We start from the raw sequence: 26,146 nt of genomic DNA, 5'->3' as shown, positions 1-26,146 counted from the left end.
GGCGGGCGGCGCGAGCTAATGGAGCGGGTGGCTCCTTCCGGGCCGGTGTATCAGGCGGGAACGCTTTCGGGCAATCCGCTGGCCATGGCGGCGGGCGTCGCGCAACTCCTGTTCCTGCGGGAAAGCCAGCCGTATGACGAGCTGGAGCGCCGCGGCCGCAGGATTGTGGAGGCCATCGTCTCCGAGGCGCAGGAGCTGGGCGTCCCGCTCTGGGGCTGCGCCCTCGGAGGGATGTGGGGGCTGCACTTCACGGATGGACCGGTGCGGAGCTTCGCGCAGGCCCGGTCAGCCGACGTGGCGCTCTTCGTCCGCTTCTTCTGGAAGTGCCTCGAGCGGGGGGTCTACCTGCCACCCTCCCCCTTCGAGGCGAGCTTTCTCTCGACGGCGCACGGCGATGCGGATATCGAGTTCAGCATCGAGCAGATGCGGGCAGCGCTCCGGGAAGCGGTGGCGTGAGGGCGCGCGGCGCGAGCCTCGCCTGCGCTATGGTAACGGTGCTGGCAGCGTGCCGCGGACCGGCGCTCGCGCCGGCGCCGGGCGCCCTGCCGGCCGCGGAGCCCACCGTGCGCGTGGGGGTTGCGGTGGAGGCGGCCGGCGTCGAAGCAGGCTCCGATGGGGAATGGCAGGTGGTCTCGGCGGCAGGCGAGACGCTGCGCCGCCTGGGGTCCCGGGAGCGGCTGACTTTCCGGGCGGGACCGGACGGCAGCCTGTACTGGCGGCACGCGGACGGAGCGGAGAGCGGGCCGCTCGAGGGTCCCCTGCTCATGCGCCCAGGGGAGGGGGCATTGCTCACGCTCGGCGGGCGGGCGTACCGCGGCGCGGTGCTGGTACGTGCGGTGGGGCCGGGACGCGTCACCGCGGCCAACGTCGTCGAGCTGGAAGACTACCTGCTGGGCGTGGTCCCGGCCGAGATCCCGACGGGTGCGCCCGAGGCGGTAAGAGCGCAGACGGTCGCGGCCCGCACGTACGCTATTGGGCACCTGGGCCGGCGGGAGGCTCTGGGCTTCGACTTCTTCGCCACGGTCGAAGACCAGGTGTATGGCGGCGTGGCGCGCGAGGACAGTGCGGCGAGCCGGGCGGTCCGGGAGACGCGGGGCGAGGTGCTGGTGCACGACGGCCGGCCGATCCTCGCCTTCTACCACTCGACGTGCGGCGGCCGGACGGCGGCAGTCGAGGAGGTCTGGCCGCGCACGCCCGTGCCCTACCTGGAGTCGGTTTCCGACGCGGTGCCCGGTACGGACCGTTACTATTGCGACACTTCCAGCCGCTTCCGCTGGTCCGTACGCTGGAGCCCGGCCCAGTTGCACGCGATCCTGGCACGCACGCTGGTGACGCACGCGGGTGCGACGCCGGACGGTGCGAAATCGGTCACGTCGCTGACGCTGTCGGGCCGGACGAAATCCGGGCGGGCGGCGGTTCTCGAGATCGTAGCGGGAGGGCAGAAGTACGTGATCCGCGGGGACTCGATCCGGTGGCTGCTGCGCCCCGACTCGGCGAGGCTGCTGAACAGCACGCTCTTTTCGCTGGAAGGTGATCTGAGCGGCGGCGACAGCGTAGTGGAAGCGAAGGGCGGCGGCTGGGGGCACGGCGTGGGAATGTGCCAGGTCGGCGCCATCGGGCGGGCGCGCGCGGGTCAGCACTACCGCGAGATCCTGTCGGCGTATTACCGGGACGCCAAGCTGGTTCGACTCTATCAGTAGAATCTCCAGAACCATGCGATGCCGCGGACAAACCCCGAACCGGTTACTCCCATGAATCGTTGCTGGCTTGCCGCGCTCTGCCTGATAGGGCTGCTGCCCGCGGCGCTCGGCGCCCAGGGGCTGGAAGACTACGACTACGAGAATCTGTCCTTCCGGGGCCTTGGTTTCGACTACGCCTTCCTCTGGCCCAACAAGGTGGAGACCACACCGGCCTACAGCCTGCGTCTGGACCTGGGCTACCTCGGGCCGGGGGTTCGGATTGCGCCGTCCATCAGCTACTGGAGCTCGACGCTCAAGGGAGAAGAGGTGGTGCGCCTCGCCGAGCAGCTCAACCGGCTGCCTGCCCTCGAGCAGCGGAACGTGACCATCAGGGCCGAAGAGCTGGGCTCGGTAGACTGGAGCGACCTCTCGCTGGCATTGGACGGCCACTTTGTCTGGACAACAGCACTAGGCGTGTTCACCTACATCGGAGCGGGTGCCGGCGTCCACGCTTTGAACGGCCGGGGTCGGGCGATTGACGACACCTTCGTCGAGGACCTGCTGGACTCGATCACGGCGGGCGTTGCGGCCATGGCGGGCGTGGAGTACCAGCCGCTGGACCGCTTCCGCCTGTACGCGGAGGCGCGCTACACACTGCTGAATGATATCCAGTACGGCGCCCTCAGGATCGGGGGCGCGCTCATGCTGCCGGCCGGGCAGCCGGCCGCGGTCGGCGCTGCCGCCGCTCGAGCGCGGCGGGCGCGTGCCGGCGGCGGCGGCTCTCTGCCGGCCCGCGAGGCGCGGGGGGAGCAGCCATGATCGTGCACGAGAAGTTCCGCGTGGGCGTGTTGGGCACGGGCGCCATCGCTCAGGTCGTGCACCTGCCCACACTGGCCCAGCTCCCGGGGGTGCGCGTGGCAGCGGTGTGCGACGCGGACGAGGCCAAGGCGGAGGCCATAGCGGCGCGATTCGGCGTGGAAAAAGTCTGCCGCGCGGACGAGCAGGTCTTCACGGCAGCGGACGTGGACGCGGTCATCATCTGCTCGCCCAGCCACCTGCACGAGCCGCAAGCGATTGCGGCGCTCGAGGCGGGCAAGCACGTGCTGGTCGAGAAGCCGCTGGCGCTGGACGCGGCGGGTGCCGAGCGGGTGGTGAAGGCGGCGGAACGTACCGGCCGGGCGCTGATGGTGGCCATGAACAACCGCTACCGGCCGGATGCCGCCGCACTCAAGCCATTTGCCCGGGGTGGCGAGCTGGGCGAGGTGTTCTTTGTCAAGGCGGGGTGGCTGAACCGCAAGGTGCGGGTGCTGCGCCCCACCTGGCGGCACCGGCGGGAGACGGCGGGGGGCGGCGCGCTCATGGACCTGGGCGTCCAGATCCTGGACCTGTGCTTGTGGATGCTGGATTACCCGCGGATCGCGCGCGTGGTCGCGCACATGCACCCGGGCGAGGGGATCGAGGTCGAAGACTCGGCGGCAGTACTGCTGGGCACGGAAGGCGGGCCGGTGATCTCGCTCGAGGTGACGTGGAGCCTGCTCGGGCAACGGGACCGCCACTACCTGCAGCTCCTGGGAACGCACGGCTCCGCCTCCCTTTCGCCCCTGGCCGTGCACAAGGAGATCGAGCACGGGCTGCTGGACGTGACGCCGCAACTGGGGGGTGGAAATGGCAACGTGTACACCGCCTCGTACCGGCAGCAGCTCCGGCATTTCCTGGATGTAGTGCGCGGTGAGCGCGCTCTCGAGCTGCCCTACGAGCAGGTCGAGCTCATGCGCGTGATCGCGCTGGCCTATCGTGCCGCCGCGGAGGGGAGGGAAATCCAGGCTTGAAGCTCGCGCCGCCGCGCGGCGAGCGGCTGCTGCCCGTCCTCACCGGACTCCTGCTGCCGCTGGCCTTCCCGCCGTTCAACCTCCTTATTGCTGCCTTTGTCGGGCTGGTCCCGCTGCTCCTCTTTATCGCGGAGCGGCCAGCCGGACCGGCCGGCCGCTGGAGCGCGGCGCGCGCAGGCTACCTGGCAGGGCTGCTCTACTTCAGCATCCTGCTCTACTGGATGGTCGTGGCGCTGATCTACTACTCGGCACTGGCCATACCCGCTTACCTGCTCACGGTCCTCATACTCGCCGGCTTCACGGGCGCGTTTGCCGCGGGCGTGCACTACCTTTGGGAGCGTGTGCGCGTACCTGCGGCGCTGGCCGCGGCGCTGCTGTGGACGGCGCTGGAATGGACGCAAGGTCACCTGGGCGACCTGGCCTTCCCCTGGCTGGGGCTGGGCACGGCACTCAGCGCATTCCCGCGCGTCGCGGGGGCCGCCGACCTGGTCGGCGCGCGCGGCCTCACCTTCTGGCTGGCGCTGTGCAACGGGCTCGCAGCAGCGCTGGTCCTGGAGCTGCGGGGACGCCGGCCGGTGCGGCGAGCAGCCATGGCCATGGCCCTGGTCGTGGCCGCGCCGGTCATCTACGGCTTCGTGCGCGCGCGCTCCCTCGAGCTCCGGCCTGCTGCGCGCGTCGCCGTCGTGCAGCCGAACATCCCGGAAGACCTGAAGCTGGACCGGGTACGCGCCGTCGACTCCTCCATGACGGCGCTCATGCGGCTGACCTCGCGTATCCCGGCCGGCGCCGTAGATCTGGTGGTCTGGCCCGAGGTTTCGCTGCCCGCCGTCGTGCAGCACCCCACGGAGGAGGTGCTGCAGCTCTTGATCCGGGATCTGAGCGGCGCGGTGGGGGCGGCGATCCTGGTCGGCGCCTACGGCCTGGAGGAGAGGGCGGGCGGCGGCGGGAGACCCATGTTTTTCAACTCGGCCGTGCTGGCCACAACGGAGGGGTTCGGCGAGACGACGTATCACAAGCAGTACCTGGTCCCCTTCGTCGAGAGGGTGCCGTTCATTGATCCCGCCTGGCTGGAGGCGATCACGGGTGACCTGCGCTACTTCGGCGGGCTGGGGCGCGGGCGGGCCGCTCCCGCGTTCGGCCCGGAGGGCCGGCGCTTCGGCGTGCTCATCTGCTACGAATCCATTTTCGGCGGGCTCTCGCGCCGCTACCGCCGCGACGGCGCAGACTACCTGGTCAACATCACCAACGACGCGTGGTACGGCCGCCAGTCGTGGTACGCCCGGACCACGGCGCTCTGGCAGCATCCGGCCCACCTGCCGCTACGGGCCATCGAGGAGCGGGTCGGCATTGCGCGGGCGGCCAACACGGGGATCTCCCTGTTCGTGGACCCGCTGGGCCGGACCTACGAGCGGACGGCCCTGTTCCAGCCCGCGGTGCGTGTCGCGACCGTGTACACCACGGACGCGCGCACCCTGTACTCGCGCTGGGGCGACTGGCTGGCTACCGCGGCGACGGCGGCGGCGCTGGCCCTGCTGCTGCTTGCCCGGCGTGGCAGATTCCGCTAAATTTTCGTGGTTCAGGAGCCCTCTCGAGGGCTTTCCTTTTAGCAGTGAGGTTGAGCGGATGAAGCCAGGAATCCACCCGGATTATCAGCTCGCGACGGTGCACTGTGCGTGCGGCAGCAAGTTCCAGACGCGGAGCACGCTCAAGGACATTCACATCGAGATCTGCTCCGTATGTCACCCCTTTTTCACGGGCCGCCAGAAGCTGGTGGACACGGCGGGGCGAGTGGAGCGGTTCCGCCAGAAATGGGGCGAGCAGCCCGCGGCGGGCAAGGAGTGAGCGCGAGAGCCGGGGCCGTTCCCGGCTCTTCTCGTGATAGGCTGGAAGATGTTTGAGGAGCGCATCCAGGACGTTCTGCGCCGCTATGACGCGCTGACGGCGCGGCTTGCGGATCCGGCGGTTTTGGCGGACCCGGAGAAGCTGCGTCGTGTGGCACGGGAGCATGCGGAGCTGACGCCTGCGGCGGAGGCCGCCGGGCGGCTGGCCCGGCTGTCGGCGCAGCTCGAGGGTGCGCGCGAGGTGGCGCGTACGGCGGAAGACGCCGAGCTGGTGGAGCTGGCGCGGGCGGAGGTCAAGGAGCTGACTGCGCGGGAGGAGAAGCTGGCCGAGGACTTCAGACGCCTTCTGCTGCCGAAGGATCCGCTGGCGGATCGCGCAGCGGTGGTCGAGATCCGGGCGGGCACGGGTGGGGACGAAGCGGGCCTCTTTGCGGCTGACCTGTTCCGCATGTACAGCCGCTACGCCGCGAGGCGCGGCTGGGCGATCGAGCTCGTCCAGGTGTCGGAAGGCGAGCGTGGCGCCTACAAGGAGGTGATCTTCCTGGTGCGGGGGAAGAACAGCTACGGCGATCTGCGCCACGAGTCGGGCGTGCATCGGGTGCAGCGGGTACCGGTGACGGAAGCGCAGGGCCGGATCCACACCTCGGCGGCTACCGTGGCGGTGCTGCCGGAGGCGGAGGAAGTTGACCTTGTGATCCGTGAGGAGGAGCTGCGGGTGGACGTGTTCCGCTCGTCGGGCCCGGGCGGCCAGTCGGTCAACACGACCGATTCGGCCGTGCGCGTCACGCACCTGCCCACGGGGCTGGTGGTCACCTGCCAGGACGAGAAGTCGCAGCACAAGAACAAGGTCAAGGCGCTCAAAGTGCTTCGTAGCAGACTGCTGGACCAGAAGCTGGCGCAGCAGGAGGCGGAGCGGTCGCGGGAGCGGAGGCTGCAGGTGGGGACGGGCGACCGTTCGGCGAAGATCCGGACCTACAACTTCCCGCAGGCCCGGGTCACGGATCACCGGATCGGGCTGACACTGTACCGGCTGCCGGAGATCCTGGATGGTGACCTGGATGAGCTGGTCACGGCGCTGAAACTGGCGCGCGAAGAGGAGCATCTCGAGTCGTCGGCGGTAGCGTGAGCCGCGGCACCGCCTATACGGCGCTGGCGCTGAGCCGCCGGGCTGCCGACCGCCTCGGGCGCGCGGGCCTCGAGACGCCGCGACTCGATGCCGAGCTGCTTCTTGCCCACGTCCTGGGGATCAGCCGGCTGGACCTCTACCTGCAGCACGACCGCCCCCTGACAGCCGACGAAGTCTCAGGCTACCGTGCGGCACTGCGCCGGCGGCTGCAGCGCGAGCCGCTGCAGTACATCACGGGCGAGGCGTACTTTCGCGAGCTGGTTCTGCGCGTCGACCCGCGGGTGCTGATCCCGCGCCCCGAGACCGAGGTGCTGGTGGGGGAGGTGCTGGCCTGGGCACGGCGCCGCGCCGCGCACCCCCGTCCCGAGCGGGAGACCGGGGTGGTGGGGCCCCGTCCCGCCGTCCCCCCGTCGGGCGGTGGCGGCGGAGAGGGGTTGGTGGGGCTGGAGCTGGGGACGGGGTCGGGCGCCATCGCATTGAGCTTGCTGCGTGAGGGGCCGTTCGCGCGGGTGGTTGCGACGGACAGCTCTGACGCCGCGCTTGCCGTGGCGGAGGAGAATGCAGCGCGGCATGGGCTGCTCGAGCGCCTCGAGCTGCGGCGTGGCTCTTTATGGCAGGCCGTGGCAGAGGGGGAGGCGTTCGACGCCGTGGTCTCGAATCCGCCCTACGTGGCGGAGTCGGAGCGGGAGACGCTGGCGCCGGAAGTACGGGAGTGGGAGCCGGTCGCGGCACTTTTCGCGGCGGAGGGCGGGATGGCCGTGCTCGAGGCCATTGTTGGGGGGGCGGCGGCGCACCTGCGGCCCGGCGGCTTGCTGGCCCTCGAGGTGGGACTGGGACAAGCGGCGGGGGTGAAACGGCGCGTTGGCGAGACGGAGGCGTTTGGCAGTGCGCGCGTCGTGCGCGACCTGGCGGGCAGGGAGCGGATAGTCATGGGCGAGCGGGAGCCGGCGGGCGCGGCGTCGCCTCTTGCCAAGGGGGGCGAAAAGAGCCACCATGCTTGAAGGCGCGCTGGAGAAGGCGCAGGAGCTGGGCCGCTTGCTGGGCCAGACGGCTGAGTACCAGGCGCTGCAGCGCGCGCGCGAGCGGCTGGGCAACGATCGGGATCTGGTGAAGCTGGCGAACCGTCTCGCGGAGCTGGAAGCAGAGCTGCTTCGTTCGGCCGAGTCAGGTGCCGAGCCGGGGGCGACCACGCGGGACGAGTACGAGCGCACCTTCACGGAACTGCAGGCCCACCCGGCATACCAGGCGCTGGTCGCAGCGCAAAGCAATTTCGAGAAGGTCCTGGCCCGAGTGAACGATCAGATCACCCGCGGCATGGAAGCGGGGGCCCAGTCCAGGATCATCCTCCCCTCCTAGAGCCCTCATGTGGAGTCTGGAATCACTGCGCGGCGGCGCTTACCGGATGCTGAGTCCGCTGACGGAGTGGCTCGTCGGGCACGGGACGCACCCCAACCTCCTGACGACTATCGGGTTCGCTGCCACCGTGAGCTCCGGGGCGGCCTTCCACCAGCACCACGTGCGCACGGCCGGGTTCCTGATCCTGCTGGGTGGTCTGTTCGACATCCTGGACGGGCGGGTGGCGCGGCTGACGCGGTTGGGCAGCAAGTTCGGCGCGTTCTATGACTCGACGCTGGACCGGATCAGCGAGATCGTCGTCTATCTGGGTCTGCTTTCCCTGTACAACGACGCGCATTTCCGGCTGGGCGACGTGGCCATGATCTACCTGGTGTTCCTGGCCATGGCGGGGTCCCTGATGATCAGCTATACTCGGGCCCGGGCCGAGGCACTGGGCCTCGACTGCCGGGTCGGGCTCATGCCCCGCGCCGAGCGCGTGGTGCTGATTGGCGCCGCATCGCTCTTCCTCGGCGAGGCGTGGGACGGCCTGGTACTGAAAGCCGTGATCTTCCTTCTGGCTGTCCTGACCAACATCACGGCCTTCCAGCGGATTGTCTGGGTGTACCGCGCGGCGCGCGGCATCCCGCTGGACGAGCCGGCGGCGGCAGGGACCCCAACGGACAGGGAGCAGCGTGAGTCCATCTAGAAAGATTGCGCCCGCGGAGGGCCGGCTGGGCGTGCTGCTGCCGGGGCTGGGCGCGGTGGCGACCACCTTCGTGGCGGGGGTCGAGGCGGTGCGCCGGGGCGCGGCCCAGCCGATCGGCTCGGCAACGCAGCTGGGGCATATCCGGTTGGGCCGGCGCACGGAAGCGCGGCAGCCCAAGATCAAGGACTTCGTGCCGCTGGCCGGGCTCGACGCGCTGGTATTCGGGGCCTGGGACCCGATCCCGGACGATGCGTACGTCAGCGCCAGGAAGGCCGGGGTGCTGGAGGACCGCCATCTCGAGCCACTCGCCGACTTCCTGCGCCAGATTCGGCCGCTGCCCGCCGTCTTCGACAGCAGCTACGTGCGGCGCCTGGAGGGCGAGAACGTCAAGCGGGGGCGGAACAAGCGGGAGCTGGCCGAGCAGCTCCGGGCGGACATCCGCCACTTCCGCGAGGAGCACGGCTGCCGGCGGATGGTCGTGGTGTGGTGCGCCTCCACCGAGACGTACCTGCGTCCGACGCGCGTGCACGAGACCGTCGAGGCGTTCGAGGAAGGGATGGAGCGGAGCGACGCCGACATTGCGCCCTCCATGCTCTACGCCTGGGCGGCGATCATGGAGGGAGTGCCCTTCGCCAACGGCGCGCCCAACCTCACGGTGGACATCCCGGCACTGCAGCAACTCGCGCGGCAGCGAGGCGTGCCCATTGCGGGGAAGGACTTCAAGACGGGCCAGACCCTGATGAAGACCATGATCGCGCCGGGGCTCAAGGCGCGGATGCTGGGGCTGCGGGGGTGGTTCAGCACGAACATTCTGGGGAACCGGGACGGGCTGGTGCTGGATGACCCGGGCTCGTTCAAGACCAAAGAGGAGTCGAAGCTGGGCGTGCTCGAGTACATCCTGCAGCCGGAGCTCTACCCCGAGCTGTACGGCGAGATCTACCACAAGGTGCGCATCAACTATTACCCTCCGCGCGGCGACAACAAGGAGGGGTGGGACAACCTCGACATTTTCGGGTGGCTGGGCTACCCGATGCAGATCAAAGTCGACTTCCTGTGCCGTGACTCGATCCTGGCCGCGCCCATCGTGCTGGACCTCACCCTGTTCCTCGACCTGGCGCAGCGGTCGGGGATGTCCGGGATCCAGGAGTGGCTGTCCTTCTACTTCAAGAGTCCCATGACCGCGGCCGAACTGTACCCGGAGCATGACCTGTTCATCCAGCAGATGAAGCTGAAGAACACGCTGCGGCACCTCATGGGGGAGGAGCAGATCACGCACCTGGGGCTGGAGTATTACGAGTAAACAGGTCGAGCGAAGTCAGAGTCCGGTGCGAGGGCTTTTCCTTGTGCTGGAGGGGGTGGAGGGCTCGGGCAAGAGCACGCAGGCCGTGCTGCTCGCCGAATGGCTGGGGGGCCGAGACATCCCGCACGTCGTCACGCGGGAGCCTGGCGGTACGCCGCTGGGAGAGCAGATCCGGCGGGTGCTGCTCGAGGGAGCGCAGGTTCCGCCCCGCCCGGAGCTGCTGCTGCTCCTGGCGGCGCGCTCGGCGTTGACCGAGCAGGTGATTGCCCCCGCGCTGGTCGCGGGGAGCGTGGTTGTGGCGGACCGCTTCGAGCTTTCCAGTTTAGCGTATCAGGGGTACGGCCGCGGGCTGCCTGTCGAGGAAGTCCGCAGGCTGAATGCGTTCGCGACGCGCGGCCTGCGCCCCGACCTGGTGCTGCTGCTCGAGGTGCCGCCCCAGGTAAGTGAGCGCCGCCGGGTGCAGGAGGGCCGGCGGGCGGACCGAATCGAACAGGCGGGCGCAGGATTCCATGCCCGAGTGGCGGAGGCATACCGCTTGCTTGCGGCACAGGATTCGAGCATCGAGCGGCTGGATGGGACGCGCGCGGCCGAGGAAGTGCACCGCGATATCGTGCGGCGGCTGGGTGCGCGGTTTCCGGAAACTTTCGCGTCCGCAGAGGGTTAGCAAGGAAGCGCGTCTTGCCGGCTCGCCCGGCTGATAGAGTCTCGGAGGACGGATGAAGATCAAGCGTTCAATCCTGGTGCCGACGGTGGTGGCCTTGCTGGCATTGGCCACGGGCGGGTGGTTCCTGCAGCAGGGGGTGAGCCGGGAGCGGAACGTCTATTTGCAGGCGCGGCTGTTCGAGGAGGTGCTGCACCACGTCTCGGACCGCTTTGTCGAGGAGAAGCAGCCGAGCGATCTGTACCGCATGGCGATCGACGGGCTGCTGAACGAGCTGGGCGACCCGCACTCCGTGTTCATGACGCCGGAGGAGTACAGCCAGCTCGAAGTGACGACGCGGGGCGAGTATGGAGGGCTGGGAATCCAGATCGCGCTGCGGGACGGCTGGGTCACGGTGATCGCGCCGCTGCCCAGCACGCCGGCGGAGCGGGCGGGGCTCTTGCCCGGCGATCGGATTGTGGAGGTGGATGGAGTCACGACGCGGGGGTGGAACGAAACCGAAGCGGTGACCAAGCTGCGCGGGCCGAAGGGCGCGCCGGTGGACCTGCGGATCCTGCGTGTGGGGGTGGAGCAGCTGATCCCGTTCCGGATCGTGCGGGACGAAATTCACGTTTCCTCGGTGCCCGTCGCCTACGTGATGGGTGGGGGCGTAGCCTACGTCGAGCTGCGGGCGTTCAGTGAGAGCTCGACGGACGAGTTGCGCGAAACCATCGCCCGGCTGCGGACGCAGGGGATGCGCGGCCTGATCCTGGACCTGCGGGGGAACCCGGGTGGGCTGCTGGATCAGGGGGTTTCGGTTTCCGACGTGTTCCTCTCCCGCGGCCAGCTCGTCACGGAGATGCGCGGCCGGACGCCGAGCTCGAACCAGAAGTTCCCGGCCATGCAGGATGACGAGTTCCCGGGGCTGCCCGTCGTGGTGCTGGTCGGGCCGGGCAGCGCCTCGGCATCCGAGATCGTGGCGGGAGCCCTGCAGGATCATGATCGGGCGCTGCTGATCGGGGAGACGAGCTTCGGCAAGGGCTCCGTGCAAACGCTATACAAGCTTCCGGGCGGTCATTTCCTGAAGTTGACGACCGCGCGCTGGTACACGCCGTCCGGTCGGTCCATCCACAAGCCCTACGGCATTGATGGTGAGCCTGCGAGCGCGGACCTGCGCGCCGGTTCGGCCTCGAGGGACAGCGCGCAGGTCTACCACACGGATTCGGGGCGGAAGGTGTTGGGTGGCGGCGGCATCACGCCGGATGTGATTCTGCCGCGGGATACGGCGATCTCGCCGGAAGAGCGGGAGTTCGCCCGGGCCATGCAGCAGCACGGGTCGAAGTTCCGGGACGCGCTCTACACGTATGCGATCCGGTATGGCAAACAGCATTCGGAGCTGAAGCCGGGGTTTGTCGTGGTGCCCGAGATGCTCGACGGCTTCTACCGCGCGCTGGGTGAGCACGGGATCCAGATCGAGCGCCGGTTGTACGACGGCGCCGGCCGGCTCGTCAGCCGGGAGCTGGGTTTCGAGATCAGTTACGGCAAGTGGGGCGAGCAGTCGGCGCGCAAGCGAGTGCTGGGGGAGGATCCGCAGATCCGGCTGGCGCAGGAGCTGCTGCGCCAGGCCTCGGATCCGCGCTCGCTCTTCGCGGCTTCGGCCGCGTACCTGGCGGAGCAGGTGGGGAAGGAAGCGGCGCGGGCTCAAGCGACAGCGCGCCGGCAGTAGCGGGATCCGGCCGGCCGCCCCGCTGCCTATGGCCGCAGAACTGGTGCTGGCCCTGGTGGGCGGTGGCCTTGCGGTCGGGGTCCTGGCCGGTCTGGTAGGAATCGGAGGAGGGGTGCTGATGGTGCCCCTCCTCTATTTCTTTTACGGCCACGTCGAGCGGGGTGGCGCCGAACTCTTGCCGGCCCTGCAGGTGCCGGTGGCTCACGCCACCAGCCTCTTCATCATCGTTCCCACCGCGATTTGGGGGACCGTGGCCTACCACCGCCACAGACTGGTAGCCTGGCGCATCGCTCTGCCCATGGCCGCCGCCTCGGCGGCAGCAGCCGTGCTGGGGACTCGCCTGGCGCTACTCCTGCCGGCGTCGGCCCTCAAGGCCGCATTCGGCGCACTGTTGCTCGGGTTGGCAGCGGACTTGCTGCACCGGCAGCATGGCGCCCTGGCGCCGGCCGCGGTTCGCCCGGGACTCACCGTGCTCGCGGGCGTGCTGGTGGGCCTGCTCTCCGCCCTGCTCGGCGTGGGCGGCGGGTTGATCGCGATACCGTTGCTCGTGTATGTAGTTCGCCTCGAGCTTCCCCGCGTTACGGCCACCTCCCTCGCCATTGTGGCCTTTGCCGCCGCGGCCGGCGCGCTGGGCTACATAGTCCAGGGATGGAACGTGCCAGAACTGCCGCCCGAGAACCTGGGCTACGTAGACCCGCTGGTGGCGCTTCTCATGCTCGTAGGCTCGCTGCCCGCCGTGCGCTGGGGCACGGCGCTGAACCGGCGGCTGCAGCCACGGGCGCTGCGCGCAGCCTTCGCCCTGCTCTTCACCCTGCTGGGGCTCGAGCTGATCGTGGAGAACCTCGCCGCACTGCTCTGACGGCGCTCCAGCCGAGCAGGCCGAGAACGGGAGTGTACTCGAACAGGGCCGCCCAGCCCGGCACCTCCCAGACGCCACTGCGCCGGTACTCCCCCAACACGGTGTAGCTGAGCAGCACGGTAAGCGTCCAGGCCCAAGCGGCGAGCGTGGTCCCGTCGCGGCGGACCTCGCGCAGGGGGAGGAATGGCAGCAGCCAGAGCAAGTACCAGGGGTGGACGACGGGCGAGACGAGGAGCAGTGCGAGGATCATGGAGAAGCCGGCGTCCTCTGCGCGTGTGCCGCGCCGCCAGAGCCAGACCAGCAGCAGGGCGAGCAGGATCCCGGCCAGGGCGCGCGCGGCGGCGGCGGAGCCGAGCAGTGCGGCAAGCGCCAGGTGCCCGGCCGGATTAAATTCCCATGTGCGAGCGTAAGTGCCGAGGCTGCCCAGCACGGCGCGGCCGGCGCCGGGCAGGTAGGGCAGGTAGAGCGCGGCCAGGGCGGCGGCGGCGAGGCTCGCGGCGCGCAGCGGGTGGCGGCGGTCCAGGAAGGGAGCGATGGGCGCGGCGAAGTACCTGGCCGCGGCGGCCAGGCCCAGCAGTGCGGCTGCGCGGCTGTGCCGCGCGGCGGCGGCGAGTGCCAGGGCGAAGAAGAGGGGCGCGAGCGCGAGCGGCTCGAGGTGCGCACTCCCCGCCACTTCAATGACGGGCAGCGGGTGCCACGCGTAAAGGGCCACCCTGCGGACGGGTAGTCCCCGGGCGCGGAGCAGGGCGGCGAGCGCGAGGGCGAGTGCCAGCTCCGCCAGGAGCAGGAGCAGCTTCCAGCCGGGAACACTGGCGCCCAGCGCAGCGGCGGCGAGGAAAGCGAGCTGCGCCGCCGGGGGGTAGATAGTGGGCAGGGTGGGGTGGTTGATGTGCGCATGCTCCGGCCCTCGGAACGGCACTGTTGCGGGGTCGGCGGGTGCATAGCGATACGGATTCACGCCCGCGAGCTGCATGCGCCCGTCGTGCAGGTAGCGCCACACGTCGTCGGAGAGCGAGGGCGTCGTGGGCAGGAGCGGCGCGCGCAACACCAGGCCGGCCAGCAAGATGACGGCCAGCCGTACGGGCCGCCGGCGCAGCGCGGCCAGGCCTGCCGCGTAGCCGATAGCGGCCAGCGCGGACAGGGCCAGGAACGCCGGGACGCGCCACGCCAGATCGCCGAGCTGGGCCAGCGTCAGGAAGGCGGCCAGCTCGATGGTCAACGCGGCGGCCAGGAGCAGGTGGGGATGGCGGATCACACCGAGATTGGCATAGCGGGGGCGCGAGGAATCAGGCATGCGTCCCATCTACCCAACACGGGCGCGCGAGTGCACGTGGTGATCCCTGCGCTCGATGAGGAGGAAGCCCTGCCCCACGTGTTGGCCGCCATCCCACAGCAGCTCGTGGATGAGGTGATCGTGGTGGACAACGGCTGCCGCGACGGCACCGCCGCCGTGGCCCGAGCCGCTGGGGCACGAGTAGTGCGCGAGGATCGCCGGGGCTACGGCGCGGCATGCCTGGCAGGCATCGCGGCGCTGGACAGGCCTGCGGAAGGCGACGTCGTCGTGTTCCTGGACGCGGACGCGAGCGATGATCCCCGCGAGCTGCTGGCTTTGCTGGCGCCGATCCTGGGGCGGCAGGCAGAGCTGGTAATTGGCAGCCGCGTGCTGGGCGAGCGGGAACCGGGCGCCCTGCCGGCTCACGCGCGCGCCGGCAACACGCTGGCCGTCTGGCTGATCCGGCTGCTGACCGGCCAGCGCTTCACCGACCTGGGGCCGTTCCGCGCGATCCGCTACGGAACGCTGCAGCGCCTCGGGATGCGCGACCGGGATTACGGTTGGACAGTCGAGATGCAGCTCAGGGCGGCAGGACAGGCGGTGGCTACGCTCGAGGTGCCCGTGCACTACCGGCGCCGCATAGGGCGCTCGAAGATCAGCGGGACGCTGCTGGGCAGTCTGCGCGCTGGCATGAAGATCCTCTGGACCGTGGCACGTCATGTTGCCTGACCGACTGCTCATTTTCGCCAAGCTCCCGGCGGCCGGACGGGTCAAGACGCGGCTCACGCCGCCACTCCCGCCCGACGAGGCAGCCAGTGTGTACGAGGCGTGCCTGCGTGATGTCGTGGCACGCTCCGCCCGAGAGCGTGCACGCGTCGAGCTGTGGTACGAGGACGGCGCGGGCGCCGAGGCCTACTTCCAGGCGGAGTTCGCGCACCTCCCCCAGGGGGTGCAGGCTACCGGGGACCTGGGAGAGAAGCTGCGCGACGCCTTCCAGCGCTGCTTCGATGACCAGGGCGAGCGGACCGTCATCATTGGCAGTGACTCGCCCACCTTGCCGGAAGGCGTGCTGGGCGCGGCGTTCGACGACCTGCACGAGGTGGACGCCGTGCTGGGGCCTACCCGCGACGGCGGCTACTACCTGGTCGGCGTCCGGGGCGCAAGCTGGCCGCGTGCGGAGCGGCTGTTCCGCGGCATTCCGTGGTCCAGCGATGAGGTGTTCCGCACGACACTCGAGCGCTCGGCGGAATGCGGTCTCGAGCTGCGGCTGCTCCCCGGCTGGTACGATATCGACCGCCTGGAGGACCTGCAGCAGGCGCTGGACGACGTTCCCGCCGACTCGCACCTCGGGCGCTGGTTGGCGAGTCCCGCGGCGCAGCTCTATCTCGGCCGGTGATGGCACCGGTCCAGACCACGTCCGCGGCACCGTCCGCCGCCCACGCCGCCCCCGCCGGACCGGTTGCATCGCCCGGGTTCGTCCTGCTTATCGCTGTGCTGGCCATGAGCTGGGCCGGCCCACTCATCCGCTTCAGCACCGCCCCCGCCCTCGCCGTCGCCGCCTGGCGGCTCCTCTTTTCCGTAGCATTCATCGCACTCGTGCTGCTCCTGCGCCGGCGCGCTGCGCCTGCGCCCCGGCTCCAGGCCCGCGAATGGGCTCTCGCCGCGGCTGCGGGCCTGCTCCTGGCCGGCCACTTCTGGAGCTGGATCGCCTCGCTCGAGCGCACCAGCGTGGCCAGCTCGGTGGTACTCGTCTCGACCCAACCCATCTTCGTGGCCGCTCTTTCGGCGCTGCTGCTGAAGGAGCGGCCGGCGCGGCGACAATGGGCCGGGATCCTGGCAGCGGTTGCGGGCGCGCTGGTCATCGGCTGGGGCGACTTCAGCCAGGGACGCTCCCCACTCCTGGGGGACCTGCTGGCCGTGACCGGCGCCATCCTGGTCTCCGGCTACTACGTCGTCGGGCGCCGGCTCCGGCCACGCCTCGGGATCTGGGAATACACAGCCATCGTCTACGGACTCGCGGCGGCCGCGCTGGCCGCCACCGCGGCGGCGCACCCGGCCGCCAACCTCACCGGCTACCCCGGCCGCGACTGGCTCATCTTCCTCGCCCTCGCGGCAGGGCCGATGATGCTCGGCCACACGGGAGTCAATTACGCCTTGCGATACTTGCCAGCCTACGTGGCTAACCTGGCCCTGCTCGGCGAGCCCGTAGGCGCGACGATCATCGCCTGGGCGCTGCCCGGGATAAGAGAGACGCCATCCCTGCAAACACTGGTGGGCGGAGTGCTGGTGTTGGGTGGGATCGCTGTGGGATGGAGAGGTGGGTCGGGCAGACGCAGCGACACGCAATCGGGCACAGGCACGGCCGCGGGCGGGGGCACGGGTGCGGGTACGGGTGCGGGTACGGGTACGGGTGGGAGAAGCGGCTGGCCGGTCTGGCCATGGACACGCCGCACAGGAAAAGACTTGTTGAAGACAGCAGGGGAGTCACCGGATTGCGGCTGATCGTCGAGGTGTGGCGCGGGGCGCTGGTCGAGTCGCGGCACCGGGTGAGCGCCGCGGTGGTCGATCCGGACGGAAAGCTGGTCGAGGCCGCGGGCGACCCGGGGTTCGTCACCTACGCTCGCTCCGCGGTCAAGCCATTGCAGGCCCTGCCGCTGGTTGCGGACGGCGTCGTGGACGCGTACGGGCTGATTGATGCGGAGCTGGCGTTGTGTTGCGCGTCCCACGGGGGCGAGCCGTGGCAGGTGGCGGCGGCGCAGTCGATTCTGGCGAAGAGCGGCGTAACGGAAGCTGCGCTGGCGTGTGGGCCGCACGCCCCGCTTCACGAGGCGTCGGCGGAGGCGTTGCGGGTTTCGGGCGTTTCGCCCGGGCGGATCCACAACAACTGTTCGGGGAAGCACGCGGGCATGCTGGCTCTGGCGCGCTTCCACGGCTGGCCGCTCGAGGGGTACCAGGCGGCGGAGCACCCGGTGCAGCAGCGCATGCTGGCGGAAGTTACGGATTGGGCGGCGGTGCCCGCAGCCGGTGTAGCCACTGCAGTGGATGGCTGTGGCGTGGTGACCTTTGCCTTCCCGCTCCATGCGTTGGCGCGGGCGTTTGCGCGGCTGGCCGCGGCGAGCGGCGCAGGTGAGGGTGGGCCGGCGGCGCGGGTGGTGGGAGCTATGCGGGCGCACCCCGAGTACGTGGCGGGGACGGGCCGGCTGTGCACGGACCTGGCGCGCGCTACGCGTGGCCGCGTGTTCGCGAAGGTAGGCGCCGAGGGTGTGTACTGTGCTGGCGTGCCGTCCGCGGGGCTGGGCATCGCGCTCAAGGTAGAGGACGGCGCCAGACGGGCCGCGGAGCCCGCGCTGCTGGGGGTGCTCGTGGCGCTCGGCTTCCTGTCCGGGGCGGAGCAGGCGGCACTGGCGCGCTACGCCCAGCCGGAGGTCGGCAACACGCGCGGCGAAGTGGTAGGCGTGGTGCGTGCGGTGGCGGAGCGCCAGGCACGGAGAGCGGCGCCGGGCTGACGCTGCTGGGATCGGGCGGGGCAGGCATGTTTATCGATTATGCGGTGATCCGGGTGTACGCCGGCACGGGGGGCTCGGGCGCCGAGGCGTTCCGGCGGGAGAAGGGTGTGCCGCGCGGCGGCCCTTCGGGCGGCGATGGTGGCAAGGGCGGCGACGTGATCCTGCAGGCGGACGCCCAGCTCACCACGCTGCTGGACTACCGTTATCAGCAGCATTACCGCGCGGAGCGCGGCCAGCACGGGCAGGGGAAGAATCGGAAAGGTCGGGACGGCGCCGATCTGATCCTGCGTGTGCCACCGGGCACGGTGGTCACGGACGCGGACACGGGGGAGCGGCTGGGCGAGCTGCTCGAGGATGGAGCAGATCTGGTTGTGGTGCGCGGAGGGCGGGGCGGCCGCGGGAATGCCGCGTTCGCTACGCCGACGCGGCGTGCGCCGCGCTACTGGGAGCCGGGCGGAGAGGGGGAGGAGCGACGCGTCGCCCTGGAACTGAAGCTGATCGCCGACGTGGGACTGGTCGGCCAGCCGAACGCCGGGAAGTCGACGCTGCTCGCGGCGATCACGGCTGCGACCCCCAAGATCGCGGACTACCCCTTCACCACCTTGATGCCTAACCTGGGCGTGGTAAGGCTGACGGGGCACCGCAGCTTCGTGGTTGCGGACATCCCGGGGATCATTGAAGGCGCGCACGCGGGGCGGGGGCTGGGACTGCGCTTCCTGCGCCACATCGAGCGAACCCGCACGCTGGCGTTCCTGATTCCCGTCGACAGCCCTGATCCCGCGGACGAGTACCGGCTGCTGCGGCGCGAGGTGCTCTCCTATTCGCCGGAGCTCAGTGGCAAGCCGCACGTCGTCGTCTTCACCAAGCTGGACCTGCTGCCGCCCGCCAAGGATTGGCAGCCGCTGGACGCGCCACGGGCCGCCGCGCAGTACCCCATCTCGGCCGTGACCGGGCGGGGGCTGCCCGAGCTGCTCGAGGGGTTGTGGATGCACGTGCGCGAGGCGGCAGCCGTCGAGACGCGCCTGGCGGCGCGGGAGGCCGAAGGGTGGCGCCCCTGATCCCGAGGAATGAGCTGGCAAGCTTGCTCGAGTTGCGCATGCTGCCTGGCCTGGGCGACGCGCGACTGCGCGAGTTGCTGCGGCGATACGGGTCGGCGGGGGCGGCGCTTAGTGCGCCGGCCGCGGAGCTGGGCGTGGAAGCGGCAGCACTGCGTGGCTCGCGCAAGGTGTCGGGCAGAGTGGCCCGCGCGCTCGAGTCGCTGGAGCGCCTGGAGGTGGCGATGCTGCTGGAATCGGATGCGCGCTACCCGGCGTTGCTGCGCCACCTGCACGATCCGCCCTACCTGCTCTACGCGCGCGGGCGCCTGGAACTGCTCGAGCGGCCCGCCGTCGCCGTCGTGGGCGCCCGCCGCCACACCGCTTACGGCGCCGAGGCGACGCGGCTGCTGGCGGCCGACCTGGCCCGCGCCGGCGTGGTCGTGGTCAGCGGCATGGCGCGGGGCATTGATGCGCTGGCCCACGAGGCGGCACTGGCGGGGGGCACCATCGGCGTACTGGGCAACGGGATCGATGTCGCCTACCCCGTGCAGAACACGAGGTTGTACGAGCGGATCGCGGCGCAGGGACTGCTGCTCAGCGAGTTCGAGCCGGGGGAGCCGGCGCTTCCTCACCACTTCCCGCGGCGGAACCGGTTGATCGCGGCGCTGGCGCGCGGCGTTGTCGTAGTCGAGGCCTCGACGAAGAGTGGATCCCTCATTACGGCCGGGCACGCGCTGGATATCGGGCGCGAGGTGTTCGCGGTGCCGGGGCCGATCGGCCGCGACACCAGCGCCGGCACCAACGCTCTGATACGGGACGGCGCCAGGCTGGTGACCTGCGCGGCCGACATCCTGGAGGAGCTGGGGCTGCCTGTGCCGGCGGAGCCGCCGCCGTCCGGGGTGGCGGCTGCGCCACCAGTTGCCGTCTCCCCAGACGGTCTGCGCGTGTGGCGCGCACTGGCCGAGGAGGCGCGGCACGTGGATGAGGTGGCGGCGGCGTCCGGCCTGAGTGCACCGGGCACGCTGGCCGGACTGCTCGAGCTCGAGCTGGCGGGCCTGGCCCGGCAGCATCCCGGGATGCGCTACGCGCGCGCCCAGCCGCGGGCGTAACACCTCTGCAGGTGCCCTTAGTGGTCGAATCCGCAAATACGGCCGCATTCGGCCGCCGATCCGACCACTTAGTCAAGCCCCGCACCTTCCGTCTGGCTCTGGCCTCCGTGGTCGTTTGCGTGACGGGTACGGCAGCGGCGGTGCGGAGCAACCGGCGGGCGGTGGTGGGTGTAGTACGCTTGTGAAGCCGCGACATCTCTATATCCACGTCCCCTTCTGCGCGCGACGCTGCGGCTATTGCGACTTTGCCTTCGAGGTGCGTCGGCGCCCGCCCGTTGCGGCCTGGCTGGACGCGGTGGAGGCGGAGCTGTCGCTGTGGATGGCGCGGCCCCGGTGGGCCGCGCCGCTCGAGCTGGACACGATCTACCTGGGCGGCGGCACCCCCTCGCTGTTGGGGCCGGGCGCCATGCCCGAGCTGCGGCGTCGCCTCGAGAGATACGTGTGCTGGGAGGACGAGCGGCTCGAGTGGACCGGCGAGGCGAACCCGGAAAGCTTCGCCGAGGCCCTGGCGCGCGACTGGCAGGCCGCGGGCGTGAACCGGCTGAGCCTGGGCGTGCAGAGCTTTCACGAGCCGGCGCTGCGCTGGATGGGGCGGCTGCACGGGGCGGCGGGGCCGGCGCGGGCGATGGCTGCGGCTCGAGCGGCCGGGATCCGGAGTGTCAACATCGACCTGATCTTCGGGCTTCCGCCACGGCTGGGGCGGAGTTGGGCCGAGGATCTGGAGCTGGCGCTCGAGCTGGACCCCGAGCACGTTTCGCTTTACGGGCTCACGGCGGAGGCGGGCACGCCGCTGGGCCGCCGCGTGGCCGAGCGCCGGGAGCAGATGCCGGGAGACGAGCGCTACGCCGAGGAGTACTTGCTGGCCGCCGAGCGGCTGACGGCGGCGGGTTTCGAGCACTACGAGGTCTCGAACTTTGCGCGGCCCGGGCGGCAGTCAGGCCACAACCGGGCGTACTGGGAGGGCGCGCCATACCTGGGGCTGGGCGCAAGCGCGCACTCGTATCTGCCGCCGGTACGGCAATGGAACGTGCGCGATTGGAACGCCTACGCCGCCGCGGTGCAGGCGGGCGCGCTCCCGGTCGGCGGCAGCGAGCGCGTGGTGGGTAGTGCGGCGCGGATCGAGCGGAGCTGGCTCCAGCTCCGGACGGCTGAGGGGGTGCGCCTAGACGATTGCGATGCGGCGCAGCAGGAGCTTACAGCACAATGGGTGCGCGGCGGCTGGGCGGAGCTCGGAGGAGGGCGCGTGCGCCTGAACGCTCAAGGGTGGCTGCTCCTGGACCGGCTGGCCGTCGAGCTGGAGGCCGCGTCGCTTGACGACGCCGAGCTGCCCGCTACATCGTTGGTCGGATCGGGGGATTCCAGGCACCAGCGCGTATGATGCTTGATCTGCTGACGGAACGGGAAGCGCGGATCCTGCAGGCGGTGATCCGGGCGTATGTCGAGAGCGCGGAGCCGGCAGGAAGCCGCACGGTAGTGAAGAAGTTCCGGCTGGGCGTTTCGCCGGCGACCGTGCGCAACACCATGGCGGACCTGGAGGAGAAGGGGTACCTATATCATCCGCACACGTCGGCGGGTCGGATCCCGACCGATCGGGCGTACCGCTATTACGTGGATACGCTCATGAGGCCGGTGAAGCTCTCGCCAGCGCAGCGGCGGCGGCTGCACCGCGAGCTGGTCGAGGTGGAGCGGGCAGGCACGCTGGCTCTGCTCATCCACCGCGCCGCCCAGGTACTGGGGCTGCTCACTGGTGAGTTGGGCGTGGCGGTTGCGCCGCGGCTGGACCAGGCCGTGCTCGAGAAGCTCGAGCTGGTCTCGATCTCGAGCCAGAAGGTGCTGCTGGTCCTCACCCTGCGCAACGGCTTGGTGCGTACGGTCTATGTGGATGTGCCTGCCTCGGTGCCGCCGCAGGCACTAACTTCACTGACCATGGTGCTGAACGAGCGGCTGGCAGGGCAGACGCTCGAGCAGATCCGGCAGACGCTGCCGGACCGGCTGCGGGATGCAGCGCCGGACGACACGCCGGACAAGGACCTGCTGAACATATTCCTGCAGTCTGGTGACGAGCTGCTCGATTGGGGCGGCCTGGGCCGGGATCGCGTGCACCTGGGGCGCACCAGCGTGCTGGCGAAGCAGCCGGAGTTTTCGAGCGGCAGCGGGCTCAAGAGCCTGATCGAGCTGACCGAGCAGCCGGATTTTCTGGCCAACGTTCTGGGGGCTCGCGAGAAGGAGGCACCGCTCAAGATCACCATCGGCGCGGAGCACGGGCACCCACGGCTGAGCTCTTTCACGCTGGTGACCTCACAGTACGAGATCGGCGATCTCTCAGGCGTGATCGGCGTCATCGGGCCGACCCGCATGCCGTACGAGAAGATCGTAGCCATTGTGGATACCACGAGTGCTCTGATCTCGGAACTGCTCGGCGGGTCGGCTGCGGCCAGCGCGGCGGGCACGGGCGCGGGCGCGGTTGCGGGTGTGGACGCGCGGGCCCAGGTGGCCGGGCCCTCCGGCATGGCCGGCGACGGGACCTCTTAAGGAAAACGAATGCGCGATTACTACGAGATCCTGGGCGTCGCGCGGGACGCGGACACGGATGCCATCAAGAAGGCGTACCGCAGCCTCGCCTTGCGCCACCACCCGGACCGGAATTCCGGCTCGAAGGAGGCGGAGGAGAAGTTCAAGGAGGCGACGGAGGCGTACGAAGTCTTGCGCGACCCGGAGAAGCGCAGTCTGTACGACCGCTACGGCCACGCCGGGCTCAAGGGTGCCGGCGCGGCTGGCGCCGGGTTCGGCGGGTTCGATTTTGCCGAAGCGCTCGAGATCTTCATGCGGGACTTTGGCGGCTTGGGCCTGGGCGACTTCTTCGGCGGCCGAACACCGCGGCGGGGCGGCGCGCGTTCGGCGCGGGGACAGGACATTCGCGTCCGCCTGCCACTGACGCTCGAGGAGGTGGCATCGGGAGCGCGCAAGACACTGCGCGTCCAGGTGCTGGACACCTGTGCCGCGTGCGGCGGAGCCGGCTCGGCGCCGGGAACGCGGCCGGTAAAGTGCAGCACCTGCGGCGGCACAGGGGAAGTGCGGCGGGTCCAGCGCTCGTTCATCGGGCAACTGGTGACCGTGACGCCTTGCCCCGCCTGTGGAGGCGAGGGCCAGCGTATTGAAAAGCTGTGCCCGGCGTGCGAGGGCCGGGGTCTCGAGCCGGCGCAGCGCACGGTCGAGGTGGAGGTCCCGCCCGGCGTTTCTTCCGGCGACTACATAACCCTGCGGGGCAAGGGCGCCGCCGGCACGCGGGGCGGCCCGCCGGGCGACATCGTGGTGGTTCTCGAAGTGGCGGAGGACCCGCGCTTCCTGCGCGATGGCGCCGACATTGTCTACGAGCTGCCCATTACCTTCACCCAGGCGGCCCTCGGCGCGGAGGTGGAAGTGCCCACGGTGACCGGCGGCCAGGCCCGGCTCAAAGTTCCGGCCGGCACCCAGTCCGGTCGGCTGTTCCGCTTGCGCGGACGCGGACTGCCGCAGTTGCACGGCTCGGGGCGCGGCGATCAGATCGTGCGCGCCGCCGTCTGGACGCCGACCGAGCTGACGCCCGAGCAGGAGAAGAAGCTGCGCGAGCTGGCCAAGGTCGAGAGCCCGCCGCCTGAAACGCTGGGGCGGGGCGAGGAGCGTGGCTTCTGGAGCAAGATGCGGGGAGCGTTCAGCGCCTAGTGGTCGACATGGGTCCGGAACGCTGGCTGCGGATCAGCGTGCGAGCCCCCTCGGACGGGTTGGTGGATGACCTGGCCGAGGGGCTCGTCGCGTTAGGCGGGAGCGCCGTGCAGGTGAGCGGGCTTTTCCGGGCCGGAGAGAGCCCGCGGAGCGGAAGGCCGCGGCGGAGCGATGGCGTAGAGAGCCGGCCGGCCCACCATGGTGCCGCAGCCGCTCAGCGGCGCGGCCCGTGAGGTCGCGGCAGCGCCGCCGCCGCTGCGTCTGCTGACGCCGCAGCCATGCGGAGCTCCTGCGCCTGGCCGAGCGCTTCCACCAGGTCCGCCTGCAGATCCGGATGCTCGCGCGCGATGGTCCAGAGATCCGCAAGCGTGTCCTCGAGCTGCTCGATCGCCTGCGCGACGCCCGACGAGAGCGGCGCGCGGCCGGCCCCCACAGCGCCAGGCGGGACGCCTTGCGCGGGGCCGAGACCCAGGCCGTATAGAGCCAGCAGGTACTCGCGCCCCACCTCCGACGTCCAGCCCGCGGGCAGCCACGGCGAGAGCTGCGACTCGAGCAGGCCCAGGCGGTTCGGCCGGCGGCACGGCCCGTCCCGCGGTTCGGCCTCGTCCTGCCCATCCGGCACACTGCGCTCGGCCAGCAAGCGGTGCAAACGGGAGAGCGGCGGCAAGGTGCGAGGTGCGGCTCGCCGCAGTGCTGCCGTGTGGGCGTCGGGTTGGTCCGCCATGGCTCGGCCTGGTCGTCGAACAGGATTCGGGCGGCGCCTGCGGCGCGGGCGGAGCGCCGCGCTTCCGGCGGCGGTCGCGGCGCTGGGCGCCGTACGGGGTCATGGTGGCGCGTGTTTCGGGGCGAGGCCATGGTGGCAGGGGACGAGTCGGCACTCCATCAGCCAGGGAGGGAGCGGTGGCGCAGACGAACTGCCTGTTCTGCCGGATCGCGGCGGGGGAGCTGTCCGCGAAGCTGGTGCGGGAGGATGTGGACACGGTGGCGTTCGAGGACATCCGGCCGCGCGCGCCGACGCACGTGCTGGTGGTGCCGCGGCGGCACATCGCGTCGGTGAACGAGCTGGAGGCTGGGGACGCGGAGCTGGTGGGCAAGTTGTTCCTGGCGGCGCAGGCCATCGTGAAGGAGCGCGGTATTGCGGCGTCGGGGTACCGGCTGGTGATGAACGTGGGAGCGGAGGCGGGTCAGTCGGTGGACCACCTGCATCTGCATGTACTGGGCGGCCGGCATCTGGGCTGGCCGCCGGGCTAAGAGGTCGAGTTCGTAAGTACGGCCACGCCGAATGCGGCCGTATTTGCGGATTCGACCGGGAGATCGGGCTGGGCTGAGTGGGGCTCCGGACGGGGGTGCTGGGGGTAAGGTCGTGGTGGGGGCGAAGTCATGAATCGGCACGCACTGGTTGTCCTCGAACTGGCGGACGCGCTCGAGCTGGTCGCACGGCACGCGTCCGGGCCGCTGGGCGCCGAGGCCGTGCGGCGGCTCGAGCCCGCGGACGCGCTGGCCTGGGTGGAGCCGGAGCTCAAGCGCGTGGACCAGATGGTGGCGTTCCTGCTCCAGGACGCCGAATGGGTGGTGCCGCCCGTGCCCGACCTGCGCGGGGCGTTGCGGCAACTGGCCCTCGACGGCTCGGTCCTGGACGGCCCGGCCCTGCGCGACTGCGCGCTGCTGCTCGGCTCGGCGCGGGCGGCGCGGCGCGCGCTGCTGCCCCGCTCGGCGGACTACCCCCTCCTCTCCGAGATAGCCGAGAAGTTGATCAAGCTTGAGGCCGAGGAGCGGTCGATCAGCCGCGCGGTGGACGAGAGCGGCGGGGTGCGGGACGGGGCGTCGCCGCAACTGGCTCGGCTGCGGGCGGAGCTGCGCAGCGCGCGCCTGCGCATTGTCGAGCGGCTCGAGCAGTTCATGGCCGGGCTGCCGGAGCGGATCCGCGTGGCGGACGCTTCGGTCAGCATCCGCGAGGGGCGCTACGTCATCCCGGTGCGGCGCGAGGGGCGGGCGGACATGGGCGGCATCGTGCACGACGAGTCGGCCACGGGGAACACGCTGTTCATCGAGCCCCCCGTCGCCCTCGAGCTCATGAACAAGCTGCGGGAGCTCGAGCTGGCGGAAGCGCGGGAGGTGCAGCGCATCCTGCGTGAGCTGACGGCGTTGCTCCGCCCCCACCACGGAGCCCTCGAGGCCACGCTTGCCGCGCTCGTCCTGCTGGATTCGCTTTACGCCCGTGCGCGCTATGCCCTCGAGTACAACGGCCGGCGCCCGGAGCTGCTGCCCGCAGGCTCGCCTGAGTACCGCGTCGTCCAGGGATATCACCCGCTGCTGCTGGCCGGCCCCGAGCCCGTGGTGCCCTTCGACCTGACACTCGAGCCGGGCGAGCGCACCCTGCTCGTCTCGGGACCCAACACGGGCGGCAAGACGGTACTGCTCAAGGCCATCGGGCTGACCAATCTGCTAGCACAGTCGGGGGTCATTCCGCCCGTCGGC

Annotated in this window: 27 protein-coding genes; 25 read left to right on the top strand and 2 right to left on the bottom strand. The window is 70.5% G+C overall.

Annotated elements, in window-relative coordinates; all coding sequences use genetic code 11:
* Positions 1–27 precede the first annotated feature (27 nt).
* From HY703_00985 to HY703_00920, 14 genes are read left to right on the top strand one after another with little or no spacing between them, the layout of a single operon-like run.
* Positions 28–456, top strand: a complete 429-nt coding sequence (locus tag HY703_00985; protein MBI4543753.1) for a hypothetical protein — start codon at positions 28–30, stop codon at positions 454–456.
* Positions 453–1,700, top strand: a complete 1,248-nt coding sequence (locus tag HY703_00980; GenBank protein ID MBI4543752.1) for a SpoIID/LytB domain-containing protein — start codon at positions 453–455, stop codon at positions 1,698–1,700. The genes HY703_00985 and HY703_00980 overlap by 4 nt, the downstream gene beginning before the upstream one ends.
* Before the next feature lie 51 nt (positions 1,701–1,751).
* The gene (locus HY703_00975; protein ID MBI4543751.1) at positions 1,752–2,498 is read left to right on the top strand and encodes a hypothetical protein; all 747 of its coding nucleotides are present in this window, start codon (positions 1,752–1,754) and stop codon (positions 2,496–2,498) included.
* Positions 2,495–3,508, top strand: a complete 1,014-nt coding sequence (locus tag HY703_00970) for a Gfo/Idh/MocA family oxidoreductase (GenBank protein ID MBI4543750.1) — start codon at positions 2,495–2,497, stop codon at positions 3,506–3,508. Before HY703_00975 ends, HY703_00970 begins: the two co-directional genes overlap by 4 nt.
* A complete protein-coding gene (gene lnt / locus HY703_00965; GenBank protein MBI4543749.1) occupies positions 3,505–5,073 on the top strand; it encodes an apolipoprotein N-acyltransferase in 1,569 nt (522 codons plus the stop codon). The genes HY703_00970 and lnt overlap by 4 nt, the downstream gene beginning before the upstream one ends.
* Positions 5,074–5,131: 58 nt before the next feature.
* A complete protein-coding gene (gene rpmE / locus HY703_00960; GenBank protein ID MBI4543748.1) occupies positions 5,132–5,350 on the top strand; it encodes a 50S ribosomal protein L31 in 219 nt (72 codons plus the stop codon).
* 48 nt (positions 5,351–5,398) lie between these two features.
* On the top strand, positions 5,399–6,475 hold the full coding sequence (prfA, locus tag HY703_00955; GenBank protein ID MBI4543747.1) for a peptide chain release factor 1: 1,077 nt from the start codon (positions 5,399–5,401) through the stop codon (positions 6,473–6,475).
* Positions 6,472–7,476, top strand: coding sequence for a peptide chain release factor N(5)-glutamine methyltransferase (gene prmC, locus HY703_00950; GenBank protein ID MBI4543746.1), 1,005 nt, complete (start codon positions 6,472–6,474; stop codon positions 7,474–7,476). Before prfA ends, prmC begins: the two co-directional genes overlap by 4 nt.
* Positions 7,469–7,831, top strand: coding sequence for a YlbF family regulator (locus tag HY703_00945; GenBank protein MBI4543745.1), 363 nt, complete (start codon positions 7,469–7,471; stop codon positions 7,829–7,831). The genes prmC and HY703_00945 overlap by 8 nt, the downstream gene beginning before the upstream one ends.
* Positions 7,832–7,838: 7 nt before the next feature.
* The gene (locus tag HY703_00940; protein MBI4543744.1) at positions 7,839–8,516 is read left to right on the top strand and encodes a CDP-alcohol phosphatidyltransferase family protein; all 678 of its coding nucleotides are present in this window, start codon (positions 7,839–7,841) and stop codon (positions 8,514–8,516) included.
* The gene (locus tag HY703_00935; GenBank protein ID MBI4543743.1) at positions 8,503–9,816 is read left to right on the top strand and encodes an inositol-3-phosphate synthase; all 1,314 of its coding nucleotides are present in this window, start codon (positions 8,503–8,505) and stop codon (positions 9,814–9,816) included. The genes HY703_00940 and HY703_00935 overlap by 14 nt, the downstream gene beginning before the upstream one ends.
* 43 nt (positions 9,817–9,859) lie before the next feature.
* Positions 9,860–10,480, top strand: a complete 621-nt coding sequence (tmk, locus tag HY703_00930; protein MBI4543742.1) for a dTMP kinase — start codon at positions 9,860–9,862, stop codon at positions 10,478–10,480.
* A 52-nt stretch (positions 10,481–10,532) separates the two neighbouring features.
* Positions 10,533–12,182: a S41 family peptidase gene (locus HY703_00925; protein MBI4543741.1), complete on the top strand. Its 1,650-nt coding sequence runs from the start codon at positions 10,533–10,535 to the stop codon at positions 12,180–12,182.
* Between the two features lie 28 nt (positions 12,183–12,210).
* Complete coding sequence (locus tag HY703_00920; GenBank protein MBI4543740.1) at positions 12,211–13,041, top strand: sulfite exporter TauE/SafE family protein; 831 nt, start codon at positions 12,211–12,213, stop codon at positions 13,039–13,041.
* Here the strand turns inward: HY703_00920 and HY703_00915 are convergent.
* The gene (locus HY703_00915; GenBank protein MBI4543739.1) at positions 12,989–14,335 is read right to left on the bottom strand and encodes a hypothetical protein; all 1,347 of its coding nucleotides are present in this window, start codon (positions 14,333–14,335) and stop codon (positions 12,989–12,991) included. The two genes, HY703_00920 and HY703_00915, sit on opposite strands and share 53 nt — an antisense overlap.
* On the opposite strand from HY703_00915, the gene HY703_00910 reads away from it, so the two are divergent.
* From HY703_00910 to dnaJ, 9 genes are all read left to right on the top strand, one after another.
* On the top strand, positions 14,285–15,043 hold the full coding sequence (locus HY703_00910; protein MBI4543738.1) for a glycosyltransferase family 2 protein: 759 nt from the start codon (positions 14,285–14,287) through the stop codon (positions 15,041–15,043). The genes HY703_00915 and HY703_00910 overlap by 51 nt on opposite strands.
* On the top strand, positions 15,033–15,710 hold the full coding sequence (locus HY703_00905) for a TIGR04282 family arsenosugar biosynthesis glycosyltransferase (protein ID MBI4543737.1): 678 nt from the start codon (positions 15,033–15,035) through the stop codon (positions 15,708–15,710). Before HY703_00910 ends, HY703_00905 begins: the two co-directional genes overlap by 11 nt.
* Positions 15,711–15,814: 104 nt before the next feature.
* Positions 15,815–16,816 carry a DMT family transporter gene (locus HY703_00900; GenBank protein ID MBI4543736.1) on the top strand — a complete coding sequence of 334 codons (1,002 nt, stop codon included), beginning with the start codon at positions 15,815–15,817 and terminating at the stop codon, positions 16,814–16,816.
* Positions 16,753–17,820, top strand: a complete 1,068-nt coding sequence (locus HY703_00895; GenBank protein MBI4543735.1) for an asparaginase — start codon at positions 16,753–16,755, stop codon at positions 17,818–17,820. The genes HY703_00900 and HY703_00895 overlap by 64 nt, the downstream gene beginning before the upstream one ends.
* 26 nt (positions 17,821–17,846) lie before the next feature.
* Entirely contained in the window at positions 17,847–18,878 is a 1,032-nt protein-coding gene (gene obgE / locus HY703_00890) for a GTPase ObgE (GenBank protein ID MBI4543734.1), read from the top strand.
* A 38-nt stretch (positions 18,879–18,916) separates the two neighbouring features.
* The gene (dprA, locus tag HY703_00885; GenBank protein MBI4543733.1) at positions 18,917–19,966 is read left to right on the top strand and encodes a DNA-protecting protein DprA; all 1,050 of its coding nucleotides are present in this window, start codon (positions 18,917–18,919) and stop codon (positions 19,964–19,966) included.
* Between the two features lie 181 nt (positions 19,967–20,147).
* The gene (hemW, locus tag HY703_00880) at positions 20,148–21,344 is read left to right on the top strand and encodes a radical SAM family heme chaperone HemW (GenBank protein MBI4543732.1); all 1,197 of its coding nucleotides are present in this window, start codon (positions 20,148–20,150) and stop codon (positions 21,342–21,344) included.
* A complete protein-coding gene (hrcA, locus tag HY703_00875) occupies positions 21,341–22,498 on the top strand; it encodes a heat-inducible transcription repressor HrcA (GenBank protein MBI4543731.1) in 1,158 nt (385 codons plus the stop codon). Before hemW ends, hrcA begins: the two co-directional genes overlap by 4 nt.
* A gap of 9 nt (positions 22,499–22,507) precedes the next feature.
* On the top strand, positions 22,508–23,668 hold the full coding sequence (gene dnaJ, locus HY703_00870) for a molecular chaperone DnaJ (GenBank protein MBI4543730.1): 1,161 nt from the start codon (positions 22,508–22,510) through the stop codon (positions 23,666–23,668).
* 214 nt (positions 23,669–23,882) lie between these two features.
* Here dnaJ and HY703_00865 read toward each other — a convergent pair whose 3' ends face one another.
* A complete protein-coding gene (locus HY703_00865) occupies positions 23,883–24,392 on the bottom strand; it encodes a hypothetical protein (protein ID MBI4543729.1) in 510 nt (169 codons plus the stop codon).
* Positions 24,393–24,493: 101 nt separating this feature from the next.
* Between HY703_00865 and HY703_00860 the strand changes: the two genes are divergently transcribed.
* Together HY703_00860 and HY703_00855 are read left to right on the top strand one after the other, a co-directional pair.
* A complete protein-coding gene (locus tag HY703_00860; protein ID MBI4543728.1) occupies positions 24,494–24,919 on the top strand; it encodes a histidine triad nucleotide-binding protein in 426 nt (141 codons plus the stop codon).
* Positions 24,920–25,048: 129 nt separating this feature from the next.
* The coding region (locus HY703_00855; protein ID MBI4543727.1) for an endonuclease MutS2 at positions 25,049–26,146 on the top strand (1,098 nt) is incomplete at its 3' end.

The sequence above is a fragment of the Gemmatimonadota bacterium genome (genome assembly GCA_016209965.1).
In the GTDB taxonomy this organism is placed as follows: domain Bacteria; phylum Gemmatimonadota; class Gemmatimonadetes; order Longimicrobiales; family RSA9; genus JACQVE01.
This window is presented reverse-complemented; position numbering and strand designations above follow the sequence as displayed.